Raw genomic sequence first — 21970 nt, 5'->3', positions numbered from 1 at the left:
ATCCAGTTGAGCGAGCAGTGACCGTCCCCTGACGGTCGGAGAGGGACGGGCCGTGGCAGAGGGCATCGCCGAGCGGCGGCGTGAGGATCGCGGCGAGGGGGCGCCGGAGGCCGGCTCCGACAGGGCGCGGGCCGACCGGGGGATGCTCGACTTCGCGCGACAGATCCGTGAGGACTTCGCGCGCTTCATGATGGAGTACCAGTTCGCGGTCGACGAAGTGCTCACGAAGGTGACGATCCTGCGCGAGGAGTTCCGGCACCTGCACCGCTACAACCCGATCGAGCACGTCACCTCCCGCGTCAAGTCCCCCGAGAGCATCCTCGAGAAGGTCGCGCGCCGGAACCTCTCGCCGCGGCTGGAGTCGATCCGCGCGAACATCACCGACATCGCCGGCATCCGCATCACCTGCGCTTTCAAGGCCGACACCTACCGGATCCTCGACGCGCTCACCTCGCAGCACGACGTGCGCGTGGTCGAGATCAAGGACTACATCGCCGAGCCGAAGCCCAACGGCTACAAGAGCCTCCACGCGATCATCGAAGTGCCGATCTTCCTCTCCACCGGCCCGGTGCCGGTGATCGTCGACGTGCAGATCCGCACCATCGCCATGGATTTCTGGGCGAGCCTGGAGCACAAGATCTTCTACAAGTACGACGGCGAGGTCCCCGAGCACCTGGCCGCCGAGCTCTCCGCGGCCGCCGACGCCGCCGCGCACCTCGACCAGCGCATGGAGCAGTTGCACGCCGAGGTCCACGGCCCCGCGGGCACCCGCGACTCCGAGCCGCCGGCGGTCCCCGAGATCGGCGACGACCTCCTGCAGCGGCTCTGGACCCTCAACGCCCCCGGCGCGCCGCGGCCGTAAAAATCGGTTCGGCGATGCGGACAGGATCGGTCCTCATCGCCGGTGACCATGGCGGAGTCAATCTCCGATGAGAGGAAAACGCCATGGCCACTGCACCCGCCGTCCCGGCCGGTTCGAACACCGTGAACCCGTTCATCGTCGCCGACGCCGCCGGGGACCTGATCGAGTTCCTGGTCGCCGTCTTCGACGCCGAAGACGTGCCCGAGGCCCGCACGCTCGACACCGACGGGCTGATCCTGCACGCCGAACTGCGGATCGGCGATTCGACCGTGACGGTCGCCGACCGCAAGCCCGCCTGGCCGTTCACGCCTTCGCTGATCCGCGTGTACGTCGACGACGTCGAAGCGGTCCTCGCCCGGGCCGAGAAGCTCGGCGGACGCATCGTCACGCGGCCCACCGACTTCTTCGGCGACACCCTCGCCCGCTTCCAGGACCCGGCGTCGAACCTGTGGTGGGTCTACCGGCACGACCCTGGCGCGGCGCAGGACTGGTCCGGGGACGCCGAAGGGTGGTCCGAGACCGAGGAGAGCGCCGATTGGAGCGCGTTCGCCACGCCTGAGCTGGAGTACCTCCACTCCTCTCTCGACGAGGCGATGAGCGCGATCCGCGACACCCGAGCCGCCGGCTGAGGGCCGCGCTGGGCCGGTGGCCGCGGTCACCGGTCCAGCGCGTCGGCCGTCCGCGCGAGCAGCGCGCGCAGCTCGGCCCGGTCCGCCTCGGGGAGCTCGACCCGGTAGGGCGTGCCCGCCGGGAGCCACGAGAGGCCGTACGCGATGTCCCGCGCGCTCGCCCCGCCCACCGGCCAGCGCGTCCGCTCTGGTCCCTCCGCCGTCGCGCCCTTCGCCCACTCGCCCAGGGCCGCTTGGAAGTCCGCGAGCGGCATGTCGACGATCGCCGCCGCGTCGGGCACCCCAGGGCTCCATGTCCTTGCGACGGTGACGAACTCGTCCACCTGCCGGGGCGACAGCACGCGAGGGGTGCTGCCGACCCGCAGATGCTCGACGGCGGCGAGGCGGTCGGCGCGGAAGGTGCGCCAGTCGGCGCGGTCGAGGTCCCAGCAGACGAGGTACCAGTCGCCGCCGGCCGGGACGAGCGTGTGCGGTTCGACCCGCCGCTCCTGCTCCTCGCCGCCGCCGGGGCGGTACCGCAGCCGCACGCGTTCGCGGTCGCGGCACGCCAGGGCCAGGTCCACGAGCACGTCGGTCGCGGCCCCGTCCCGGCCCGCGGTCCCGGGTTCGGGGCCGAAGGCGCGCACGCGCCGCCGGAGCCGGGCGGGCAGCACCTGCTCGAGCTTCGCGAGGACCGACAGGGCGAACTCGGCGCCGCGGGCGAGGCGGCCCGCCGCGACGAGGCGGAGCCCGATCGCGATGGCGACCGCCTCTTCGTCGGAGAGCAGCAGCGGCGGCAGCGAGGCGCCCGCTTCGAGGCGGTAGCCGCCGAACGCGCCCGGCGCGGAGTCGATGCGGTAGCCGAGGTCGCGGAGGCGTCCGACGTCCCGCCGCACGGTCCGGACGGTGACGCCGAGCCGCCGGGCCAGCTCCGGCGCGGACCAGTGCCGGTGCGATTGCAGCAGGTTGAGCAGACTGAGCGCGCGGGCGGTGGTGTCGGACATGGGCCGATCATCCGCCATGACGGTGACAGATCCCGTCCTGGTCGGACGCCGGTCGGGGGCACCCCTGTTTCTCAGGCCGGGGCGCGGGAATACCTCGGGTGGATTAGTGGTCGCATTGGCTTGTCATATACCCCTAGGGGGTATATGGTCGAGGCGTTCGGCAACCAGAGGAAGGAGCCTCCAGTGAGCGGTCACCATGCCCACGGCGACGACACGGGGCACCACCAGCGCACGCACCACGCCGACCACACCGAGCCCGATGCCGGTCCGGCCGCGGGAGGGCACCACGAGCACCACGGCCACGGGGAGCACTCGGCCCCAGCCGACCACGGCCGGCATCACGCCGAGGCCGAGCACGGCGCCCACACCACCCACAGCGCCGACGGAGGCCATGACGCTCACGGCGAGCACACCACCCACACAGCCGACTCAGGCCATGGCGAACACACCGGCCATGACAAGCACGCCGGGCACGACCCGGAAGCCTTCCGCCGCAAGTTCTGGCTCAGCCTGGCCATGACCGTGCCGCTGGTCGTCACCAGCCACATGGTGATGGACTGGTTCGGGTACACACTGGACTTCCCCGCCATCGAGCTCGTCGGCCCCGTCCTCGGCACGGCCGTGTTCCTCTACGGCGGCCGGCCGTTCCTCGTCGGCGGCGTCCGCGAGATCCGCGACCGCGCGCCCGGCATGATGCTGCTCATCGCCACCGCCATCACGGTCGCTTACATCGCTTCGCTCGCAACGAGTCTCGGCCTGTTCGACCTCGAGTTCTGGTGGGAGCTCGGCGCACTCGTCACCATCATGCTGCTCGGTCACTGGCAGGAGATGAAGGCCATCGGGCAGGCCCGCGGGGCGCTCGCCGCGCTCGCGGCGCTGCTGCCCGACGAGGCCGAGCGGGTGGGCGAGGACGGGAGCACCTCGACGGTGCCGGTGCACGAGCTGGGCGTCGGCGACGTGGTGCTGGTCCGCTCAGGCTCGCGCGTGCCGGCCGACGGCGAGATCGCCGCCGGGGAGGCCGAGATGGACGAGTCCATGATCACCGGCGAGTCCCGGCCCGTGCCGAGGGACGAGGGCGACCGGGTCGTGGCAGGGACCGTCGCCACCGACTCGGCGATCCGCGTGCGCGTCAACGCGGTCGGCGACGACACCGCGCTCGCGGGCATCCAGCGCCTCGTCTCGCAGGCGCAGGAGTCGCGCGGCCGCGGGCAGGTCCTCGCCGACAAGTTCGCCGCGCTGCTCTTCTACGTCGCCATGGCCGCGGGCGTCGTCACGTTCACGGTCTGGTCGCTCCTGGGCGACGCGACCTCGGGCGTGGTCCGCACGGTGACGGTCCTCGTCATCGCCTGCCCGCACGCGCTCGGCCTCGCGATCCCGCTGGTCATCTCGATCACCACGGCAGTCTCGGCGAAGGCCGGCATCCTCGTGAAGGACCGGCTCGCGATCGAGCGCATGCGCACTGTGGACGCCGTGCTCTTCGACAAGACCGGGACGCTCACCAAGGGCGAGCACACTGTCGCCGGCATCGCCGGGGCGGGCGGCCGCGACACCGACGAGGTGCTGCACCTGGCCGCGGCGGTGGAGTCCGACTCCGAGCACCCGCTGGCCCGCGCAATCGTGGCCCACCACGGGCACGAGCACGGTGAAGGCGCGCACGCCACGGACTTCCGTTCGCGCACCGGCAAAGGCGTCGAGGCGACCGTCGACGGCCGCCGCTACGCGGTCGGCGGCCCCGCGCTGCTGCGCGAACTCGGGATCGAAGCTCCCGACGACCTGAGCGGGGACGTCGAGACCTGGTCGGGCCGGGGCGCCACGGTGCTCTACCTGATCGGCCTCGAGGACGGGGCCAAGGTGCTCGGCGCGATCGCGCTCGAGGACGAGGTCCGCCCGGAGGCCAAGCAGGCCGTCGCCGACCTGCGTTCCCTCGGGGTGCAGAAGATCGCGATGATCACCGGCGACGCGCGGGCGGTGGCCGACGCGGTCGCCGCCGACCTCGGGTTCACCGCCGACGACGAGGTCTTCGCCGAGGTCCTGCCCGAGGACAAGGACCGGGCCGTGGCCGACCTGCAGTCCCGCGGCCTGCGAGTGGCGATGGTCGGCGACGGCGTCAACGACGCCCCCGCGCTCGCGCGGGCCGACGTGGGCATCGCGATCGGCGCGGGCACCGACGTCGCGATCGAGTCCGCCGGCGTGGTCCTGGCCTCCTCCGACCCGCGCGGCGTCGGCGGCGTCCGCCGCCTCTCGAAGGCCGGCTACCGCAAGATGGTCGAGAACCTGGGCTGGGCCGCGGGCTACAACATCGTGGCGATCCCGCTCGCCGCCGGCGTCCTCGCCGGCGTCGGCATCACCCTCAGCCCGGCGGTCGGCGCGATCCTCATGTCGGCCTCCACCATCGTGGTCGCGCTCAACGCCCAGCTGCTCCGCAGGGTCGACCTCACGCCGGAGTCCTGAAGCTCCAGCCGATCCCGTCAGGCGGCAACGAGAAAGGAGCGACCGGGAGGCCCGTGTGGGCCGCCCGGTCGTTTTCCCCTGGGATGGGAGAGCTAGACGAAGGACCACCGCTGGTTGGCGGCGCCGGTGCAGGACCAGAGTTGGACCTTGGCGCCGTTGGCGGTCGAAGCGCCGGCCACGTCGAGGCAGAGGCCTGAGGCGGCGTTGGTGATGGAGCCGTTGGAATTCACGTTCCAGCGCTGGTTGGCGCCGCCGTGGCAGCTCCAGATGATCGCGGCCGTGCCGTTGGCGGTGCCGCCGCCCGAGGCGTCAAGGCACTTGCGGGTGGTACCGGAGTAGACCGAGATCTCGCCGTTGGCGTAGGTCCACTGCTGGTTCGCGCCGGTCCAGCAGTCGTAGATCTGCAGCTGGGTGCCGTTGGTCGTGGACTGGTTCGGCACGTCGAGGCAGCGGTTGGACCCGGCCCCGCGGAGCTGGCCCGAGTCGCCGCCGCCGCCGGGGTTGCCGTTGTTCAGCGCCGCGAGCACCGAGTGGTAGGCCGGCTTCTTCTGGTAGTTGCCGTCGAAGAGCAGCGGGTTGTCGTCGCGCCACGAGTACTTGTCGGTCACGCCCCAGACGGTGATGCCGGTGCAGCGGGACACGGCCATGCAGGCCCTGGTGACGGTCTCGTATGTCGCCGCCTGGCCGGAGCCCTGGCCGACGTCGAGCTCGGTGATCTCCACGGCCACGCCGAGGTCGGCGAAGCGCTGGAGGTTGGCCTGGTAGCTGCTCAGGTTCTCGTTGGAGGCGAGGTGGGACTGGAAGCCGACGCAGTCGATCGGGACACCGCGGGCCTTGAAGTCGCGCACCATGTTGTAGATCGCGGTGCTCTTGGAGTTGATGGCGTCGGTGCCGTAGTCGTTGTAGCAGAGGCGGGCGTTCGGGTCGGCGGCGTCGGCGGCGCGGAAGGCCTCCTCGATCCAGCCGTTGCCGAGCTGGGTCTGCAGGTTCGACTGGCGGCGCGAGCCGTCCCACTCAAACGCCTCGTTGACCACGTCCCAGGCGAAGACCTTGCCCTCGTAGTGGTTCGCGACGCCGGCGATGTGGTTGAGCATCGCGTTGCGCAGGTTCTGCCCGGTCAGGTTCTGCACCCACCCGGGCTGCTGGGCGTGCCAGACCAGGGTGTGGCCGCGGACTTTCATGTTGCGGGCCTGCGCCCAGTTGACGATCTGGTCGCCGCCCGAGAAGTTGAACTGGCCCGGGTTCGGCTCGGTCGCGTCCCACTTCATGGCGTTCTCGGCCACGACCGAGTTGAACTCGGCCGCGAGGGTGTTGGCGTAGCCCGCTTCGCTGAGGCGGTTGCCGGCGACGGCGGCCCCGAAGTAGCGGCCGCTCTCGGCGGCGGAGGCCCCGAGCGTGCTCGCGGCCTGGGCGGTCCCTGATGAGAGCACGAGCGCGGTCGTGGCGGTGAGGCCGACGGTCGCGACTGCGGCGAGCGCCGACCAGACGCGATGCCGACGCCTCGGTGAGGTGTTGATCATGTTCAATCCCTGGGTGATCGAAACTTTCGGAGAACGTACCGAAACTTACGTCTTCGAACTATAGATATGTTTCGATGTGAGGTCAAGAGGGACCGGGCAAAGAGGACCGGCCGGCCCGCAGCACCTGTTCAAGCCGGGCGGCTCGTCCGCTCGGCGGCAGCTCAGGCGCGGGCCGATACACTCGGGGTCCGCGGCGGCCCCGCCGCGGCGGACCCCTGGCGCTCCCTGGGAGCGGCCGATGCGCGAGCGAGTTGTGGAGGCGTGGTGAAGCGCGGCAGGATCACCATGAACGACGTGGCGGAGCTCGCCGGCGTCTCGACGATGACCGTCTCCAACGTCATCAACGACCGCGTCAGGGTCAGCCCCGAAGCCCGCGAACGGGTCCTCGCCGCCATCCGCGAGTCCGGGTACCAGATCAACGCGGCGGCACGGAGCCTCAGGTCCGGCCGCAGCGGCGTCATCGGGCTCGCCGTGCCGCAGGTCGGCAACGCCTACTTCGGCATGTTCGCCGCGCTGGTGATCGAGGAGGCGCAGCGGCACGGCTACCACGTCGCGGTCGAGCAGACGGGGGCCGTCGCCGTGGGCGAGGCCGCGGCCGTCGCCCAGTCGCGCCGGCTCCAGCTCGACGGCCTCATCCTCTCCCTCGCCAACGCCGAAGCCGACGCGCCCGGACTCCCGCTGACCGACCAGAGCCCGCCGCTCGTCGTCCTCGGCGAGCAGGACCCCGCGGGACGGTTCGACCACGTCACCGTCGCGAACGAGGCCGGCACCGCCGCCGCGACCGCTCACCTGATCGACCAGGGATGCAAGCGGATCGCCGTCGTCACCGGCGGGAACCTCGACCGGCTCACGATGTTCACGCGCCGCTACAACGGCTACCGGACGGCGCTGGAGGAGCGCGGGATCCGGCCCGACCCGCGGCTGCGCTTCGTGGTCGACGCGCTCTCGCGCGAGGGCGCCCGCGCCACCGGCCACCGGATCGCGGACTCAGGCCTCGGCGTGGACGGCGTGGTGGCGCTCAACGACATGGTGGCCATGGGCGTGATCCGGGGCCTGCACGACCGCGGGGTGAGCGTCCCCGGCGACGTCCGCGTCATCGGTTTCGACGACCTGCCCGAGTCGGAGGTCTTCATCCCGTCGCTGTCGACGGTCCGCCCCGACCACCGGTGGAAGGCCGCCAAGGCCGTCGACCTGATCCTCTCCCGCATCGACGACCCGCTGATCCCGCCCCGCGAGTTCACCGCGCCGTTCGAGGTCGTGCAGCGGGAGTCGACCGCCTGAACGCTTGCGGCCGAAAGGCCCGGCGGTGCGCCGGGCCTCTCGGTTCACAGTCCGGCGCACTGGCCGCTCTTCGGCCCCCGCACCTCGTTGCCCGAGCCGGCCGGCGCCGGCTCGTTGCCGCTGCACGACAGCGGGCCGCTGATGTCGTTGCCCGCGATGACGTTCCAGCCAGCCGTGCCCGTGACCGAGACGGGGCCGCGGATCTCGTTGGACGCGCAGTCCAGGGCGGGATCGCCGAGGGTCACCGAGGTGCCGCCGTCCAGCGTCACGGGTCCGGATATGTCGGCGCCGCAGAGGAACACGACCGCCGCGCCAGTGGCGGTCACCGGTCCTCGGATCCGCGCGCCGTCGGCGACCAGACTGGCGCCTTGGGCGACGGTCACCGGGCCGTGGACTGCGGCGCCGTCGGCCAGGCAGGTGGTGCCGGACGCGATCGACAGCGGGCCGGACCGCGTGCCGGTCACGACCGCGTCGCATGCCGGTGAGGCGTAAGCGTCCACAATGTCCACGATCGCGGTGACCTCGCCGTACTCGGTCGTTCCGGTGACCGTGACCCGGCCCGCCGCGTCAGTCGCGGGGAGGTCGCCCCAGTCGACCGGGACGGCCGCTCGGGAGCCGTCGGCGACCGTGAGGACCTCGACCGTGCCCGGCAGCTCGGGTGCGCTGCCGGTCAGGGCGCTGCGGTAGACGGTGTCCTCGATGACGTTGGTGGCGCGGCTGCGGTTGTAGACGTCGATCGAGGCGTTCGGCTCGTACGTGTTCGCCATGCCCGGCACCGCCCGGAACATCGCCTGGAAGCCCGCCGGCTCCCAGGTGAGGGCCCCGGCCCCGCGATTGTCCACGATGTCGTTGACCATCTGGAAGACGGCCTGCACGGCGTCGGCCTGGCCCTGGACGGTGCGCGGGAACGTCGAGTTCGGCATGGTGCCGCCGCCGGCGGCGGGGTAGGAGGTCTCGGCGATCTCGAGCTCGTACTGCGGGTATGTCGTTGCGAGCGTGTGGAGGTTCGCCTCCATCTGCTCCAGGCTGCCGTGGTGCTCCGGGTAGTACGAGAGGGCGAGCACGTCGAAGTCCTGGCCCTTGGCGTTGAGGCGGGTCGTCAACTGCCGCCAGTACTCCCCCGCCTTGCCCATGCCGCTGATGCGCCCGACCACGGAGTGCAGTTCCACTTGGGACTCCGGTGAGGCGTCGCGCACGGCCGCGATCCCGGCGGCGAGCAGGGTGGTGAACCGGTCCCAGGAGTCCAGGTAGCGCTGGTGTTCGGCGGGGTCCTGCGAGAACCGGTACTGCCACAGGATCCCGCCGCCGGGCTGCGACTGGTAGACCGCGGCCTGATTCCTGAAGTACGGCGGGTTCGCGCCCGCGTGAACGGCCTCTGTGGACGGAGCGCCGACCGCCTCACTGCCCCACATGAAGCCGTTGGCGATCTCGTTGCCGACCGCGACCTTGTCCGGGACGGTGCCCTGGGCGACCAGCTGCGAGACGTAGTCGTGGGTGTAGTCGTAGACCGCGTCGGTCAGCTCCTCGAACTCCAGCTCGGCCCAGGCGCGGGGTTTGGGCTGCTTGCCGGGGTCGGCCCACGAGTCGGCGTAATGGAAGTCGATGCCGAGGCCGAGCCCGCGTTCGGCGACCCACCTCGCGGAGGTGAGCGTGCGCTCGGGGCCCTGGTACGGGATAGCGTTCGGGTTGCCGGTGGACTCGTTGCGCGGCTCGTTGAACACCCGCAGCCGCGTGTACTCCATGCCCCTGTCCTGCATGACGTCGAGCAAGAAGGGCCCCGCCCCGCGGTCCTCGGCCTGCGGGTGGACCCAGTACTCGCGGCCCCGCTGGTCGTCCATCCAGGACAGGTCGGCGCCGAGGACGACGTCGTCGCGGAGGTAGTTGTAGACCTCGAACTCGCTGACGCCGACCGCCGCGCCAGGTGAGGCGCCCGTGACGGCGACCCGCACGAACCTGGTCCCTGGCCGGGTGAACAGGTCGACCCCGCCCGCGCCCGGTGCTCGGGCGCCAGTCCGGTCGGCGACGGTCGCCCACGTCTCGCCGTCCGCGGAGGCCTCCACCCGGTACTGGTGGACGGCTCCTGGATCAGCGAAGACCACGTGGACCTTGCGGAGGTTGTCGTAGGCGCCGCCGAGGTCCAGCTGGAGCCATTGGCCCTCGGGGGATTCGGTCGGCGTCCAGGCGGTCCCGGGGTCGCCGTCGACCGCGAGCGGGGCGGTCGTCGCACCGCTGCTCGCGGTCGCCTCGACCCACGGCTTCACGGCCAGGTTGCTCTCGATCGGCTGGATCTCGGCGGTGCCGTAGAGGGCCGAGGCCGCGTCGGCCGGTCCGAGCGCGCCCACGAGCGCTCCGGCCAGCGCGAGCGCGGCGCAGGCGCCTGCGGTGGATCGTGATCGTCTGCTGTGCAAGGCGTCTCCTCTCAGCGGAACAGGCCGGCGGGCACGATGCCCTGGCGGCGCATCTCATTGCGGACGAGCTGCGCGAACTGGTCCGCGCCGTACTCGGAGGTGTGGGTGTTGTCGCTCGCCTCGTTGGTGAGGAACAGGGCCTTGGAGCGTTCCGGGCCGAGCTGTTCGACCATCTGCTTGGTGAGCGCGGTGAGGTCGATGAGCTTCACGCCCTGCTGCTGGGCGAGGGTGCGCATCTCGCGGGGCAGGTCGGCGCCGACGCCGTTGACGTGCAGGGCGGTGCCGTTGTTGAGGGTGCCGTCACTGTTGAACGAGCGGCGGACGATGGGCGTGACGAGGACCGGGACGCCGCCTTGGGCTTCGACACCGTCGATGAGGCGGGTGAGGTTCGCGCGGAAGGTGGTGGCGCTGGTCTGCTTGTCGTTGTGCCCGAACTGGATGAGCACGACGTCGCCCGGGCGGATGAGCGGGCGCATGGTCGGGAAGAGCCGCGAGTCGGAGAGGAAGGAGCCGGAGCTGTCGCCCGAGTCGGCGTAGTTGGCGACCGAGAGGCCCTGGTTGAAGTACTGCGGGAGCTGCTGGCCCCAGCCGGTGTAGGGGCGGGTGGACTGGTCGCAGACGGTGGAGTCGCCGGCGAGGAACAGCTGCGGTTGCCTTGCGGGGGTGACCGTGACGCTGCTGACGCGCGGCGCGGAGCCGCCGAAGTACAGGTCGAGGCCCTGGCTGCCGGTGGCGCCGGTGGGCTGGCCTTCGGGGTTGCGCACGTTGACGGTGAAGGTCTTGGTCACCTGCTGTCCGGCGGCGGTGGCCGTGGTGCCGAGCATGGTGCGGCGGGCCTCAGCGGTGACCACTGTGGATCCGGCTTGCGCGCCGCCGAGGACCACGGTGACGTCGTACGTTCCCGGTGCCACGTTGTACCGGCAGGTGATCGGCGAGGTGCCGGTGCAGCCGTCGAGGCCGCCGCCCGGGCCGCCGCCGCCGACGGGGATGAGCTGGAACTGCTGGTTGGTGCCGCCGTTGGCGGTGTACTGGCTGATGCGCGTGCCGGGGGTCGTCGAGCGCTCCCAGACGTCGAGCGCCTTGCCTGACAGGCGGCTGATGAACGTCGCGTAGCCGCCGCTCTCCTGCACCTGCCACTGCTGGTTGGTCGCGTTCTGGTCGGTGTACTGCGCGATGGTCGCGCCGTCGGCGAGGCTCTTGCCCCAGACGTCGAGCACCTGGCCCGAGTGGCGGGCCTGGATGCGGTAATAGCCGCCGCCGGCGTCGATGAACCGGAACTGCTGGCTCTGCGCGTCGGTGCGGGTGTTCTGGACCAGGCCGGCGCCGGTCGCGGTGGAGGCGCCCTGGATCTCGAACACGAGACCTGAGGACCGCGACTGGATCACGTACCAGGCCGAGGTGTCGGGCGCGGCGGACGCTGCCGCGGGGGTGAAGAGCAGGAAGGTGAGGACCGCTGCCGCGGCCGCCAGGACGGCGGCCGGCTTGCGGAGCCATGGGGAGGACGGCATGACCGCTCCGATCTCGAGAAGGAATGGCTGCGGGCTACTTCACGTGCCCGGCGACGGGAAGCGGGAGCGCCTTCGCGCCTTCGGAGACGATGCGGGCCATCTGGTTCGCGCCGTACTCCTGGAAGTGGGTGTTGTCGGCGACGCCGTTGGGGAAGGCCGGGTACTGGCCTGCGGCCAGGTGGAGGAAGACGCGTTTGGCGGCTTCGGGACCGATGCCGTTGAGGTAGGCGCGTGAGCGGGCCGAGAGGTCGATCATGGCCACGCCGGTCTCGTCGGCGAGCTCGTAGACCTTGTTCACGTAGTCGGGGAAGGAGACCCGGAAGTTGCCGCTCGAGTCGTAGTCGCGGCGCGAGACGGGGGTGAGCAGGACCGGGACGGCACCGCGCGCGGTCGCGCCGGCCATGTAGTGGTCGCGCAGGTACATCTTGTAGTCCGCGGGCGAGGTGTACCGCTCGGGCCGCGAGACCGTGGCGTCGTTGTGTCCGAACTGGACGAATAGGTAGTCGCCGGGGCGGATCGCGTTGAGGATCGTGGTCAGGCGGCCCTCGTTGATGAACGAGCGCGAGGAGCGCCCGCCGATGGCGTGGTTCGCCACCGTGGTGTTCGCGTCGAAGTACCCGGCGAGCTTCTGGCCCCAGCCCATCTGCGGGAAGTAGCCGGAGTTGTAGGTCTGGGCGGTGGAGTCGGAGGCGATGAAGATCGTGGGCGTGCCGTCGCCGGGAGGGGCGCCGACGGGCACCGCCCTGAACTGCTGGTTCGTGCCGCCGTTCGAGGTGTACTGGGAGATGCGATCCCCGGCGGTGGTGGACTTGGCCCACACGTCGAGGGCCTTGCCGGAGTGGCGGTTGACGAATCGCAGGTAGGTGCCGTCGTCGAGGATCTGCCAGTGCTGGTCGGTGCTGCCGTCGTCGGTCCACTGGACGACGTCGGCGCCGTCGGCCCGGCTCGAGTCGCGCAGGTCGAGGACCGCATTCGAGTGGCGCACTTGGATCTTGAAGTAGCCGCCGCCCGCGTCGACGAAGCGGAACTGCTGGTTGGTCGCCTCGGTGCGGTTCCACTGCACCAGGATCGCGCCGTTCGAGGTCGAGCGGCCCTCGATGTCGAGGAAGAGGCCGGAGTGGCGGCTCTGGAGGAGGTACCAGGCGCCGGGCTCGAACGCGGCGTGCGCGGGTCCGGCGGCGACGAGTCCGCCCGCCGCCGCTCCGGCGACCAGGCCGGCCAAGGCGCGGCGGGTGAACTTGGCCCCGAACGGGCCCGCGGTGTCGCAAGTGCTCATGAATGCTCCAGGTGAGGGTGGGCCGGGCCGCGGCGGGACCGCGGCCCGGGTCGTTTCGCCGCGTGCGAGCGGCACAGGGTGGGCGCATGCCCCGGGCGCCTCCGGCACGGGCGCCCGGGACATGCGGGTCTCACGGGGTGTGGACGTCGGGCCAGGGGTAGGCGGTCTTGTCGCTCCCGATGTAGAAGCTCGGGTGCGGCGGCTGGTTGTAGGCCGTGTTCTGCCAGGCGATCGCGACCCGGTACTGCGGGTCGTGCATCAGGGTGGCGATGCGCAGGTTCGTCTGGTGCGGGGTGGCGTAGATCCGCAGCGCCGAACTGTCGGAGGTCTTCCACACGACCTCTTCGCGCCAGTCGCCGAACAGGTCGGCGGAGATGGCCGGAGTGGACTTGGTGCCGTTGTTCGACGTGACGCCCGAACCGCTCAGGAGCGTGCCCGACGGGTAATTGGTGATCTGGGTGCCGTCGAGCAGTTCGCGCTCGCCGTCGCCGTCCCACCAGGACAGGAAGTTCATCGAGCCGGGCTTCGACCCGATGTTCTGGCCCGAGGCGTTGAGCAGGCCGCCGACGTTCGCCGACCAGTACTCCGCGCCCGGGTTGGAGGCGAGCACGTTCGCGGCCACGCCGCGGCCGTTGTCGCCGCTCGCTCCGGTCTGGAACATGATCTGGCCGTTGGAGCCATTCAGGTGCGAGGACGGTTGGTTGCCGGCCTCGTGCACCATGAAGACCTCCTGGCCCGCGCGGCTCGGCACGAAGTCCGAGACGTGCAGTGCGTCCCCGTGTCCGAACCGGGTGTTCCACAGCGCCTGCCCGTTCGAGCCGACCGCCATGGCGCCGTAGACGACGTCCTGGTTCCCGTCGCCGTTGAGGTCGGCGATGGAGAGGCTGTGCGCGCCCTGGCCCGCGTACTGGGAGCCGGCGGTGTTGGAGTCGAAGGTCCAGCGGGTGGTCAGGTCGGTACCGTTCCAGTCGACCGCCCAGATGACCGAGCGGGTGTAGTAGCCGCGGGCGAAGATCATCGAGGGGGTCGCGCCGTCTAGGTAGGCGGTCCCGGCGAGGAACCGGTCGGAGCGGTTGCCGTAGTTGTCGCCCCAGCTCGAGACGTTGCCGCGCGGCGGGTTGTAGTTGACGGTGTCCATCGCCGCGCCGGTCTGGCCGTTGAAGACCGTCAGGAACTCCGGGCCGGAGAGGATGTAGCCGTCGCCGTTGCGGTAGTCGGCGCTCGCGTTGCCGATGACCGTGCCGACCCCGTCGCGGGTGCCGTCGGCGGTCTTCATCGCGACCTCGGCCTTGCCGTCGCCGTCGTAGTCGAAGACCTGGAACTGGGTGTAATGCGCGCCCGAGCGGATGTTGCGGCCCAGGTCGATGCGCCACATGCGCTGGCCGTTGAGCTGGTAGGCGTCGATGATGGTGTTGCCGGTGACCCCGGCCTGCGCGTTGTCCTTGGCATTCGAGGGGTACCACTTGACGATGTACTCGTAGTCGCCGTCCCCGTCGAGGTCGCCGACGCTGACGTCGTTGGCCTCGTAGGTGAAGCCGCTGGCGGAGGGCCGCTGGATCGGGATGTTGAGGTAACCGCTGGAGTTGAAGACGGCCTCGGCGCCTGAGGCGGCGCCTTCGGTGCCGTTCACGACCGCGCGGACGGTGTACTGGGAGGTCGCGGAGCCGCCGGTGTCGAGGTAGTTCGACGCGCCGGTGAGCGGTGAGCCGTTGAGCTTCGTGCCGTCCCGGTAGACGTTGAAGGCCACATTGGATGGATCGGTGCCGAGCAGGCGCCACGAGACGAGGCGGCCGCTGCCCGAGGGCACCACGGTCACGCCGCGCGTCAGCGCCTCGACCTCGTAGCGGCCGTCGCCTTGCTGCGGCGGGGTGCCGTCCTCGAGTTCGATGTAGTCGATGTTCGCCAACCCGGAGGCGGTGGAGGCGGCCAGGCGGACCGTGTTCGACCCGGCGTTGACCGGGATCGTCACGGTCTTCGTCGACCACGTCGTCCACGCTCCGGTGGCGGGGAAGGCGCTCGCCGCCTGGACCGTCGTGCCGTTGACGACGATGTCGGCCGAGCGGGTGTCGGTGCCGCCGTGGGCGTACCGGATCGCCAGGGTCGCGGTGCCCGCGCTCGCGGCGTTCACCGTGAACTGGTTCGCCGCGCCGACCGCGTTGTTCGAGTTGCAGAAGCCGCTGCCGGAGTACCCGGCGTGGTTCGTGTCGATGGTGCCGTCGCAGGCGGCCGGGGCGCTCTCGGCTTCATAGCGGACGGTGGCGGCGTCGGCGGCGTTCAGCGTGATCATCGTGGCGGCCGCGGCCACGAGGCCAATCACCGCCGCCGCCGGGGCTCGCAGGCGCCGTGCCCTGCGAGAGGTTGCGTTGTGCATGTTCACTCCAGGTCTTCGGGGGGACGCCCGCCGCGGTGCCGCGGCGGGCGGTTGGATCGTTCCAATGCGCCGGTCAGACGGCCTGGCGGGTGAAGCGCTGGTTCGCGGCGCCATTCGGGGTGTACTGCGAGATGCGCGCGCCGTCGGCGGTGGACTTCTCCCAGACGTCCATGGCCAGGCCGCTAGAGCGGTTGATGAGGCTGACCGTGCCGTCGCCGTGGTCCGTGACGCGCCACTGCTGGCTCGTGGCGGTGCCTTCGGGCTGCTGGGTGATGTCGGCCCCGCTGCTGTTGCTCGCGGCCTGGAGGACCAGCCCGGAGTGGCGGGCCTTGATCCTGACGTAGCCTTCTCCCGCGTCGGTGAACGCGAAGTCCTGGTTGGTGCGGCCGGTCGCGGCGTACTGGATCAGGCGCGCGCCCGCGGCGGTGGAGACCCCGTCGATGTCCGCGTACTTGCCGCTGTGCTGGGCGACCAGCCGGTAGTGGCCCGAGGGGCCGGGCGTGTCGCCGAGCTGGGACTCCCATCGGATGTTCGACCCGGACGCGTCGGCGGGCAGGCGGTCGCGGGCGGCGGTGTCGCCGTACATGGTCCAGCGGGCCCAGTCCACGACCGTGCGCGGGAAGCGCTGGTCGCTCCAGAAGCTCGTGTGGGTGCCGCCGACGAACGTCAGGAAGGCCTTGGGCCAGCTCATCTCCGTGTACGCCTGCCGGGCCGAGCTGTACCCCGTCAGGTCGTCCCGGTCGCCGTGTACGAACAGGACCTTGGCGTTGACCGAGCTCGACGGGGTGCCCTGGTCGGTGCACGACTGCGGGTTCGCCGAGATGATACGGCTGTCGGCCCAGCGGGTGAGCAGGCCGTGGGTCGTCATGCCGCCCAGGGAGTGGCCCGAGACGCCCACGCCGATGTCGGTGCGGATGTGCCCGGCGAGCGGCCCGCTGCCGTTGAGGGCGAGGGTGTTGGTGATGATCTGCGAGACGTCCTTGGGCGTCTCGCCGTTGCCCACGTCGCTGGGGTTGTGGTTGAAGTGCGGGGCGGGCACGATGAACCCCGCCGAAGCCAGCGCCCGGATGATGAACAGGGAGTTCTGGGGGCTGCTCTGGTAGCCGTGGGTGAAGTTGTAGACCGGGAAGACGCCGTTGGCGACCGGGGCGTCCGTCACCGGGTTGCCACCCGCGGTCCCGGTGGCCGGGTAGTAGACGTAGGTCGTGCAGGCCCGGGTGCCCCGGGTCCAGTTGTACCGGCGCACGCCGACGGCGAAGGGGTTGGCGGGGGCGGGTTCCGCGAAGGCGGTGCCGGCGCCCAGAAGGGCGGCGCCCGCGCCGACGGCGGTCATGGCGCTGAGGCCGAGGAAGGTCCTGCGCTGCATTGGCATGGGTACTCCTTGAGTGAGGTTCGGGAGTCGGCGGCCGCGCGCTGGCGCACGGCCGTGGCGGTGCGGGCGCGCTCGCGGCGCCGGGTGGGAAACAGGGTCGAGGAGGCCGCTGCCGGGTCGGCCCCGTTCGTGTCGGCCCTTCGTGTCGAAGGGCCGTAGCTTCCGTGGAAGCGGTTACAACGAATTGAATTATATGGATAAATCGATACTTGGTCAAGCGTTCCGGCGAGCGCTTGCGAACGGTTTTCCCCGGGGCGGCGCGGGTCAGGCCGAGCCGCGCACCACCAGTTCGGTGGGCAGCACGACCGACTCGGCCGGTTCGCCGTCGAGCAGGGCGATGAGCAGGCGCACGGCCTCCTCCGCGACCCGGTCGAGCGGTTGGCGGACGGTGGTGAGCATGGGGCTCGTCGCCGCCGCGATCGCGGAGTCGTCGAACCCGCCCACCGCCACGTCGCCGGGCACCGCGCGGCCCGCCCGCCGGAGCGCCTGGAGCGCCCCGGCCGCCATGAGGTCGGAGGCGACGAAGACCGCGTCGAGCGCCGGCACGTTCGCCAGGAGCTCGGTCATCGCCCGCTCGCCGCCGGCCTGCGTGTAGTCACCGTGCACCACCGTGCGCTTGGTCGCCTTGCGCCCGAGCACGCCGGTGAAGCCCTCCATCCGGAGGGTCCCGCCGGGCGTGTCGAGCGGACCGGTGACCATGCCGATCCTGCGGCGGCCCAGGCCAACGAGGTATTCGGTGATCAGCTTGGCGCCGCCGCGGTCGTCGGCCGCCGCGTAAGGGACGACGCGCTCGCTGCCGAGGACCGCGCCGCACGCCACGGCCGGGACCCCGCTGCGCTCGATGGACTCCAGCAGCGGGTCGCCCGCGTGGGCAGAGATGAGGAGCACCCCGTCGGCGTGTCCGCCGCGCAGGTACCGGGCGACCCGGTCGCGCCCCTCGTCGTCGACGACCATGAGCACCAAGGACATGTCGCGCTCGGCGAGCCGCCGCGTGGCCGCCCGCAGCAGCACCGGAAAGTTCGGGTCCTCGAACAGCCGCTCCTGCGGTTCGGACACCACCATCACGACCGAGCCGGTGCGGCTGGTCTTGAGGCTGCGGGCCGCCCGGTTGACGACGTACCCGGTCTCGTCCACGGCCCGCCGCACCGCCAGCTCGGCGGCCAGCGAGACGTTCGCGTGCCCGTTGAGGACTCGCGACACGGTCCCCGTCGAGACGCCCGAGGCCGCCGCGACGTCGTTGATGGTCGGCCGTTTCCGTGCCAATGCCCGGTCCTTCCCGCTCGGTGGTCCATGCCCCGTGATCGGCGGGGGCGGCGCGCGGCCGCCCCCGCCGGTCCGTCACGCGGTGCGGACCAGGCGCACGTCGTCGACGTTGATCCAGTTGCCGCCGTTGGCACTCGTGTAGAAGCCCGCTTCGATCCGGCCGCTGGTGACCTGGATGCCGGTGATGGTCACCTGCGTCCACGTCGAGGTCACGGGGAGACCGGCCTGGCGTTCGGTGCCGCCGTGGTGCTTGGCGTACATGCGCGCGGCGCTCTGTCCGCCGCCGTTCATGACCCAGGCGGTGAGCGTGTAGGTTCCGTTCGGCACGGTCACCGACTGGTAGGCCGAGGCGGTGTACGCGGTGGACTTCCAGAACGTGAGCTTGCTCGATCCCTGATAGATGCTGCCGCGCGATTCGCGGAAGACCGCGCTGGTGTCGGCGCTGGTCGGCCCCCACACGCTCCAGCCGCTCGCGGGGCTGCCGGCGGTCTCGAAGCCGCCGTTGGCGAGCACGTTCTGGCCGGTGCCCGGGTCGCCGCCGCCGGTGGTCTCGGCGAAGACGTCAAGGGTCGAGACCGCCGCGCCGCCGCAGTTGAACAGGCCCTGGTTGTCCCAGGCGTTGCTCTCGCCCGCGAAGTCGTTGATGTACGCCATGCCCGCCTGGTTCGCCCAGCTCGTGGTGCCCAGCCACGCCGGCTCCCACCACACGAGGCCGCGGCCGCGGTCGTTCGGCACGGCCTGCACGGCGTTGCGCAGGTCGCGCAGGAACTGCGTCTGCCCGGCGACCGTGGCCGGGTAGCCCGACTCCTGCGCGTGGGAGCTGGTGAAGATGTTGCCGCGCCCGTCGCAGTCGGTGAGCGTGTGGGCGTACGCGGTCTCGACGATGAGCACGTCCTTGCCGTATCGGGCGGCGACGTCGTTCATGTTGGTGCGCAACTGGCTCATCGTGCCGTGCCAGTACGGGTAGTAGGACATGGCGATGATGTCGTACGGCACGCCCTGGTTGCGGGCGTTGTCGAACCAGGTGCGGTAGGCGGCGTTGTTGCCGCCGCGGTCGAGGTGCAGCGCGATCTCGATGCCGCTCGCGCCCTCGTGGACGCCCGCGATCCCGGCCTTGAGGAGGCCGCCCAGCTGGCTCCAGTTCGAGGTGCTGCCGGTCGGCAGGAGCATGCCGTTGGTGATCTCGTTGCCGACCTGCACGATGTCGGGGGTGGCGCCCGCGGCGGCCATCTGCGAGACGACGCTGCGGGAGTAGTCGCGCACCGCGGTCGTCAGCTGGCTGTACGAGAGGCTCTGCCAGGCCTTGGGCTTGATCTGCTTGCCCGGGTCGGCCCAGAAGTCCGAGTAGTGGAGGTCGAGGAGCACGTCCATGCCGAGGGCCTTGGCGCGCTGCGCCATCGCGATCGTCTTGGCGAGGTCGTTCGTGCCGCCGCCGTAGGCCTGGCCCGAGGAGGAGTACGGGTTGTTCCACAGCCGCAGGCGCACCAGGTTGGCGCCGTTGTCGGCCATGATGCTCAGGGCGTCGTCCTGGACCCCGTTGTCGGAGAACCGGATCCCGGACCGCTCCACGTCGATGAGGGTCCCGGGGTCCACGCCCATGTAGAAGTCGTCGCGCACGGCCTGGGCGGGCGAGGCGGTGGCGAAGGCGGTGAAGCTCAAGGCGGCGGCGAGAGCCACCGCGACAATGCGTCTCATGTGTCGCTCCTTTGCGATGGGGGTGCCGGGCGCCGAACGCCCGGGCGGTCGAGGCCCCGAAGCGGGCCGGTGGATCTCATCCCTTCTCCGCCCCGGCCATGGCGCCGGTGACGAGGTGTCGCTGCAGGACGATGTAGAGGATCGTGATCGGCACCGCGAGCACCACCGCACCGGCGGCGAACGTGGTGAAGTCGTTGGCGTACTGGTCGGTGATCAGCTGGAACAGGCCGATCGCCACCGTCTGCTTGTCGCTGCTCTGCAGCAGCAGCCGCGGCAGGATGAAGTCCATCCACGGCGCCGTGAAGCTGGTGATCGCCACGAAGGTGAGCATCGGGCGCATGAGCGGCAGCACGATCTTGCGGAAGATCGTCAGCCGCCCCGCGCCGTCGAGCGCCGCGGCCTCATCGAGGCTCGCGGGCAGGTTGTCCGTGTAGCCCTTCATGAGCCACGTGTTGTACGGCAGGGCGGCGGCGATGCTCACCAGCGCGAGCCCCGTGAGCGAGTCGAGCAGCCCGAAGTTGAGGAACAGCATGTACACGGCGATCGCGGTGAGGAAGCTCGGGAACATCTGCAGGATGAGGATGCCGAGCATGCTCGCCTTGCGGCCGCGGAAGCGGATGCGGGCGAACACCCAGCCGCACAGCGCCGAGAGGGCCACCGAGCCGGCCATGTTGAGCACGGCGACGTAGAGCGAGTTGAGGTACCAGCGGCCGTAGTCGGTCTGCGTGAACAGCTCGGCGTAGTTGTCGAGCGTCGCGTCCGCGGGGATCGGTCCGGCGTTGGCCAGTCCCCCGCCCGGCCCGAACGAGGAGCCGACGACCCACAGGAGCGGGAAGACCACGACGACCGCGACGGCGAGGAGCTGGAGGTGGAGCAGTGCGGTGGTGACGCGGTCGCGCGCCCGCTGGTTCGCTGAGGCCATCACAGCTCCCGGATCGCTTTGGTGCGGTTGAGGTTGAGCACCGAGATGGCGCCGACGATGACGAACACGACCAGGCTCATGACCGCGCCGATGTTGTAGAGGCGGTTGTCGAGAGTGAGCTTGAACAGCCACGTGACGAGCAGGTCCGTGCTCCCGGCGAACCGGTAGTCCACATTGTCCGGACCGCCTTCGGTGAGGAAGTAGATGACGCCGAAGTTGTTGAAGTTGTGCACGAACGACAGCACGAGCAGCGGCATGACCGTCCGCTGCACGATCGGCAGGGTGATGTGCCGGAACTGCTGCACCGGTCCGGCGCCGTCGATGCGGGCGGCCTCGTAGTAGCTCTCGGGGATGTTCGCGAGGACGCCGCCGACGAGGGCCATGAAGAACGGGAAGCCGAGCCACAGGTTGACCAGGAGGGCCACGGCGCGGGCGAGGTTCGGGTGGGACGGGTCGGTGAACCAGTAGACCCGCTCGTCGGTGATGCCGAGGTCGACCAGCCATTGGCTGACGGGTCCGAACTGGCCGTTGAACATCGAGCGGAACACCAGGGCCGAGACGATCGCCGGCACGGCCCACGGCAGCAGGAACACCGAGCGCCACATCCGCGGGAACTTCACCTTCGGGCTGGCGAGCAGCACGGCCTGGAGCATGCCCGCGGCGTACGTGGTGACGGTGGCGAGCACGGCCCACACGACGGTCCAGCCCAGGATGCCGCCGAACGTCTCGGTCCAGGAGGGGACGGCGAAGATCGTCGCGAAGTTGTCGAACCCGACCCAGTCGACGAGGTTCTTGGGCGGGAGGTTGTCCCGGTTGTAGTTCGTGAACGCGACGAGGATGCCGAAGAGCACCGGCAGGACCGCCATGAACACCAGGAGGACCATGCCCGGCGAGAGCACGATGTACGCGAACGAGCCCTCCCACAGCCGCCTGAAGTAGGCGCGCGAGGTCTCGGCCGCGCCGCCCGCGTTCAGGGCGGCCCGGTACCGGACGGCGTCCCGGACGCTCCATCCCCACAGGACGGCGAGCAGCGCCAGTGTCAGGAGTGCGATGAGGCCGTTGGCCATGAGGACGATCGAGTTGTCGCCCTCGGTGAGGCCCGTCAGGGTCATCTCGCGCGGCTGGGTGCCGAGCGTGGCCAGGCCCCACAGGCCGCGGATGAAGAAGCCGCCGTTGGCGCGCGCCGTGAAGTCCATCCCGGCGTAGTAGTTGCCGCTGGCGATCTCCCAGACGATGGTCCCGGCGAAGCCCGCGAAGAAGAACGCGGCCTTGCCCGCCTGGCGGTTGATGAGCTGCCCGGCCCCCCACACCAGCGCCGAGGCGAGGCCCGGCACCGCAGCGGGGAGGCCCGCCCGGCCCGGGCCGCGCGGTGCGCGGTCCCGGGTCGAGGCGGGGGTTGCCGAGGTCGTCGTGGTGGTCACTGCGGCCG

General features: G+C 70.8%; 15 protein-coding genes. 4 read left to right on the top strand and 11 right to left on the bottom strand.

All coding sequences use genetic code 11. The features are described 5' to 3' along the window. Window positions 1–142: 142 nt before the first annotated feature. Both J5V16_RS16235 and J5V16_RS16230 read left to right on the top strand, forming a co-directional pair. A complete protein-coding gene (locus J5V16_RS16235; protein WP_408612471.1) occupies window positions 143–862 on the top strand; it encodes a GTP pyrophosphokinase in 720 nt (239 codons plus the stop codon). An 83-nt stretch (window positions 863–945) separates the two neighbouring features. Next, window positions 946–1491 carry a VOC family protein gene (locus tag J5V16_RS16230; RefSeq protein ID WP_208497490.1) on the top strand — a complete coding sequence of 182 codons (546 nt, stop codon included), beginning with the start codon at window positions 946–948 and terminating at the stop codon, window positions 1489–1491. Between the two features lie 26 nt (window positions 1492–1517). Here the strand turns inward: J5V16_RS16230 and J5V16_RS16225 are convergent, their stop codons facing one another. Beyond that, the gene (locus J5V16_RS16225) at window positions 1518–2474 is read right to left on the bottom strand and encodes a helix-turn-helix transcriptional regulator (protein WP_208497489.1); all 957 of its coding nucleotides are present in this window, start codon (window positions 2472–2474) and stop codon (window positions 1518–1520) included. 183 nt (window positions 2475–2657) lie between these two features. Between J5V16_RS16225 and J5V16_RS16220 the strand changes: the two genes are divergently transcribed. Then, window positions 2658–4925, top strand: coding sequence for a heavy metal translocating P-type ATPase (locus J5V16_RS16220; protein ID WP_307792990.1), 2268 nt, complete (start codon window positions 2658–2660; stop codon window positions 4923–4925). Window positions 4926–5017: 92 nt separating this feature from the next. Here the strand turns inward: J5V16_RS16220 and J5V16_RS16215 are convergent, their stop codons facing one another. Then, window positions 5018–6445, bottom strand: a complete 1428-nt coding sequence (locus J5V16_RS16215; RefSeq protein WP_208497488.1) for an endo-1,4-beta-xylanase — start codon at window positions 6443–6445, stop codon at window positions 5018–5020. 264 nt (window positions 6446–6709) lie between these two features. Between J5V16_RS16215 and J5V16_RS16210 the strand changes: the two genes are divergently transcribed. Beyond that, entirely contained in the window at window positions 6710–7726 is a 1017-nt protein-coding gene (locus J5V16_RS16210) for a LacI family DNA-binding transcriptional regulator (protein WP_208497487.1), read from the top strand. A gap of 44 nt (window positions 7727–7770) precedes the next feature. Here J5V16_RS16210 and J5V16_RS16205 read toward each other — a convergent pair whose 3' ends face one another. From J5V16_RS16205 to J5V16_RS25560, 9 genes are all read right to left on the bottom strand, one after another. Further along, the gene (locus J5V16_RS16205) at window positions 7771–10134 is read right to left on the bottom strand and encodes a glycosyl hydrolase 53 family protein (protein ID WP_208497486.1); all 2364 of its coding nucleotides are present in this window, start codon (window positions 10132–10134) and stop codon (window positions 7771–7773) included. 11 nt (window positions 10135–10145) lie between these two features. Next, complete coding sequence (locus J5V16_RS16200; protein ID WP_208497485.1) at window positions 10146–11642, bottom strand: RICIN domain-containing protein; 1497 nt, start codon at window positions 11640–11642, stop codon at window positions 10146–10148. Between the two features lie 34 nt (window positions 11643–11676). Then, window positions 11677–12918, bottom strand: coding sequence for an RICIN domain-containing protein (locus J5V16_RS16195; protein ID WP_208497484.1), 1242 nt, complete (start codon window positions 12916–12918; stop codon window positions 11677–11679). 130 nt (window positions 12919–13048) lie between these two features. Further along, the gene (locus J5V16_RS16190) at window positions 13049–15289 is read right to left on the bottom strand and encodes a rhamnogalacturonan lyase family protein (protein ID WP_208497483.1); all 2241 of its coding nucleotides are present in this window, start codon (window positions 15287–15289) and stop codon (window positions 13049–13051) included. Between the two features lie 73 nt (window positions 15290–15362). After that, entirely contained in the window at window positions 15363–16655 is a 1293-nt protein-coding gene (locus tag J5V16_RS16185) for an RICIN domain-containing protein (RefSeq protein ID WP_208497482.1), read from the bottom strand. A 270-nt stretch (window positions 16656–16925) separates the two neighbouring features. Continuing rightward, window positions 16926–17924 carry a LacI family DNA-binding transcriptional regulator gene (locus J5V16_RS16180; protein ID WP_208497481.1) on the bottom strand — a complete coding sequence of 333 codons (999 nt, stop codon included), beginning with the start codon at window positions 17922–17924 and terminating at the stop codon, window positions 16926–16928. A gap of 75 nt (window positions 17925–17999) precedes the next feature. Beyond that, on the bottom strand, window positions 18000–19619 hold the full coding sequence (locus J5V16_RS16175) for a glycoside hydrolase family 53 protein (RefSeq protein ID WP_208497480.1): 1620 nt from the start codon (window positions 19617–19619) through the stop codon (window positions 18000–18002). A 76-nt stretch (window positions 19620–19695) separates the two neighbouring features. After that, window positions 19696–20541 carry a sugar ABC transporter permease gene (locus tag J5V16_RS16170; protein ID WP_208497479.1) on the bottom strand — a complete coding sequence of 282 codons (846 nt, stop codon included), beginning with the start codon at window positions 20539–20541 and terminating at the stop codon, window positions 19696–19698. Continuing rightward, window positions 20541–21962 carry a carbohydrate ABC transporter permease gene (locus J5V16_RS25560; RefSeq protein WP_208497478.1) on the bottom strand — a complete coding sequence of 474 codons (1422 nt, stop codon included), beginning with the start codon at window positions 21960–21962 and terminating at the stop codon, window positions 20541–20543. Before J5V16_RS25560 ends, J5V16_RS16170 begins: the two co-directional genes overlap by 1 nt. Window positions 21963–21970: the final 8 nt, after the last annotated feature.

Source organism: Glycomyces niveus (genome assembly GCF_017592475.1).
Taxonomy (GTDB): Bacteria; Actinomycetota; Actinomycetes; order Mycobacteriales; family Micromonosporaceae; genus Glycomyces; species Glycomyces niveus.
This window is presented reverse-complemented; position numbering and strand designations above follow the sequence as displayed.

Bases quoted from the DNA above. Each gene is read 5' to 3' on its own strand.
- J5V16_RS16235 (WP_408612471.1), top strand. From the start codon at position 143: ATGCTCGACTTCGCGCGACAGATCCGTGAGGACTTCGCGCGCTTCATG.
- J5V16_RS16230 (WP_208497490.1), top strand. From the start codon at position 946: ATGGCCACTGCACCCGCCGTCCCGGCCGGTTCGAACACCGTGAACCCG.
- J5V16_RS16225 (WP_208497489.1), bottom strand. From the start codon at position 2,474: ATGTCCGACACCACCGCCCGCGCGCTCAGTCTGCTCAACCTGCTGCAA.
- J5V16_RS16215 (WP_208497488.1), bottom strand. From the start codon at position 6,445: ATGATCAACACCTCACCGAGGCGTCGGCATCGCGTCTGGTCGGCGCTC.
- J5V16_RS16200 (WP_208497485.1), bottom strand. From the start codon at position 11,642: ATGCCGTCCTCCCCATGGCTCCGCAAGCCGGCCGCCGTCCTGGCGGCC.
- J5V16_RS16195 (WP_208497484.1), bottom strand. From the start codon at position 12,918: ATGAGCACTTGCGACACCGCGGGCCCGTTCGGGGCCAAGTTCACCCGC.
- J5V16_RS16190 (WP_208497483.1), bottom strand. From the start codon at position 15,289: ATGCACAACGCAACCTCTCGCAGGGCACGGCGCCTGCGAGCCCCGGCG.
- J5V16_RS16185 (WP_208497482.1), bottom strand. From the start codon at position 16,655: ATGCAGCGCAGGACCTTCCTCGGCCTCAGCGCCATGACCGCCGTCGGC.
- J5V16_RS16175 (WP_208497480.1), bottom strand. From the start codon at position 19,619: ATGAGACGCATTGTCGCGGTGGCTCTCGCCGCCGCCTTGAGCTTCACC.
- J5V16_RS16170 (WP_208497479.1), bottom strand. From the start codon at position 20,541: ATGGCCTCAGCGAACCAGCGGGCGCGCGACCGCGTCACCACCGCACTG.